Raw genomic sequence first — 2,570 nt, 5'->3', positions numbered from 1 at the left:
AGGACGAAGCCGCTTGCGCGGCAATGGCGCGTGTGTCTGACGTTATAAGGCGATCCTGACGGTGCGTATTTTGCGATCTGTCTGCCCTGTCTGACGATTGAGGTTTCTCAATCTGATGACAGGAGGCACCGATGAAGGAGAAGAAGACGACCCCGCTACGAGAGCGGATGATCGAGGATATGCGCATTCGTGGCATGTCGCCGAAGACCCAGCAGGCCCATATCAGGGCGGTCAGGTACTTTGCCGAGTTCATCGGACGCTCGCCAGATACTGCGACGCCAGACGAGTTGCGCGCATATCAGCTTCACATGACCGATAGCGGCGTCTCGACCGGCGTGTTCAACGCCAGGATCGTGTCGCTGCGGTTCTTCTTTGGCATGACCTGTGGGCGTGAAGAGATGAAGCGGTACATGCAGTTCCGACGCAAGGCGAAGAAGCTGCCCGTTGTCTTGAGTGTCGAGGAGGTTGGCGATCTACTCGCTGCGGTGCCCGGGCCAGGTCTGAAGTATCGCGCGGCCTTGGGGATCAGCTATGGTGCTGGCTTGCGCGCGTCTGAGGTCTGCAATCTCAAGGTCTCGGATATCGACAGCGACCGGATGCTGATCCATGTGGATGAAGGCAAGAATGACAAGGACCGCAAGGCAATGTTGTCTCCTGCCTTGCTCGATCTGTTGCGTGACTACTGGCGGGAAGCGCGGCCCGAGGGGTGGTTGTTTCCGGGCAAACCCAAGATCATGGCTCTATCGCCGCGCCAGTTGAACAGGGCGTTCACATCAGCCAAACACATGGCTGGGATCAATAAGCCTGCCACGCTGCACACCTTGCGCCACAGCTTCGCCACGCACCTGCTTGAGGCTGGAACCGATGTCCGAGTGATTCAGGTGCTTTTGGGGCATTCCAAGCTCAGCACGACGGCGCGGTATACACACGTCGCGACCAAGACCATCCGCGGCACTGTCAGCCCGTACGAGATGCTGGAGAAGCTGCAGGATCACACCGTCAGGCGAGGTTTGGAGTAGCGGCCGGGGCGGTTGCCTCGCCCGAAGCTGGAGATCGCTGACATCTTTCGACGATATGGCCCCGAGTGGCGGCGGGCCAATGCCGGTCACATCAGTCTCGGCCAACTCAAGGTGATGTCGGCCATTGAAGCCTGCCGGACCGAAGCACTCGGTGGGCACGTGGCCGCCTGCACCAAATGCGATCACCATCACATCGCTTATAACTCTTGCAAGAACCGGCACTGTCCTAAGTGCCAGGGACCTGCCGCGCGGGACTGGATGGAGGCGCGGGCCGAAGATTTGCTGCCCGTAGAGTACTTCCACGTGGTCTTCACGATGCCTGCCGAGATCGCCCGCATCGCCTATTGGAACCAGAAGGCGGTCTACGGTCTGCTGTTCCGGGCATCGGCCGAAACGGTGACGACCATCGCCGCTGATCCCAAACGCCTTGGCGCGAAGGTCGGCATGACCAGCGTGTTGCACACCTGGGGATCAGCGCTCACGCATCATCCGCACATCCATATGATCGTCCCAGGCGGCGGCTTGTCACCGGGCGGCACCAAATGGGTCGCTTGCAAGCCCGGGTTCTTCCTACACGTGCGCGTTTTGGCGCGGCTGTTCAGACGTCTGTTCCTGGAAGGGTTGATAGAGTTGCATCGAGTGGGGGCCCTTATGTTCTTCGGTGAACGCGCGGGACTGGCGGATGCCGCTGCCTTCACTAAATGGCTCGCCCCGTTCCACAAGTCCGAATGGGTGGTCTATGCCAAGCCTCCGTTTGGCGGGCCAGAGGCGGTGCTGGCCTATCTCAGCCGCTATACCCACCGGGTCGCGATCTCCAACCATCGACTGGTCAGTGCGGATGCCAATACCGTGGTTTTCCGCTGGAAGGACTACCGTATCAAACGAGGTGACCGCCAAAAGGTCATGCGATTGGCCACGCCCGAGTTCATCCGCCGCTTCCTGATCCACGCACTTCCCGATGGGTTCCACCGCATCCGCCATTACGGTCTGCTGGCCAGTTCAGCGCGCAAAACGAACATCACGAAGGTCCGAGCGCTGCTCCGTGTTCAACGCGAAAAAGAAACCACTGAACAAGAGATGGAACCCGAGACGACCTCTCTCACCCTGCGCGAGCCGTGCCCCTGCTGCGGCGGCCCTATGCGTATCGTCGAGATCTTTCGGCGCGGTCACATACCGATGTCGCGCGCGCCACCAAGGGAACAGGCCGCATGATCCGATGCTTGATCCCACACTTCGATATGCTCCGGTCGTCATTGGCTGATCGGCCAAGAGCGTTTGCGACCATCATCCAAAATGACGGTCGGCGTTGTGGCCTCAGCGCCCAATCTACGGAACTTCCACGACCAAGGGGGCGGAAAATGACTGCAACTGACCCACCTTACTCGATCAAGGCCACGCCCGTGACATTGTCAACTGCACCCGCAAGCGCTCTTTCTCCATAGTCTAATCCCAGACACCGCGGCTTCCTCCTTCCGAGGTTTGTCAACGCGGGCCGCACGCCTCGCCGGAAGGAAAGGTTGCACCCCGGCCCGCATCGAAAAACCTTCAGGA

The 2,570-nt window shown here is 59.9% G+C and carries 2 protein-coding genes; both read left to right on the top strand.

What is annotated here, in order from left to right; all coding sequences use genetic code 11:
- Window positions 1-131: 131 nt before the first annotated feature.
- A complete protein-coding gene (locus tag KIN_RS22130; RefSeq protein WP_159811255.1) occupies window positions 132-1,019 on the top strand; it encodes a tyrosine-type recombinase/integrase in 888 nt (295 codons plus the stop codon).
- 12 nt (window positions 1,020-1,031) lie between these two features.
- Window positions 1,032-2,231 carry an IS91 family transposase gene (locus KIN_RS22125; protein ID WP_159811253.1) on the top strand — a complete coding sequence of 400 codons (1,200 nt, stop codon included), beginning with the start codon at window positions 1,032-1,034 and terminating at the stop codon, window positions 2,229-2,231.
- Window positions 2,232-2,570: the final 339 nt, after the last annotated feature.

The organism is Litoreibacter roseus (genome assembly GCF_009811795.1).
Lineage (GTDB): Bacteria > Pseudomonadota > Alphaproteobacteria > Rhodobacterales > Rhodobacteraceae > Litoreibacter > Litoreibacter roseus.
This window is presented reverse-complemented; position numbering and strand designations above follow the sequence as displayed.

What these genes read in the sequence shown, in the direction of transcription:
- KIN_RS22130 (WP_159811255.1), top strand. Translation starts at nt 132, where the DNA reads ATGAAGGAGAAGAAGACGACCCCGCTACGAGAGCGGATGATCGAGGAT.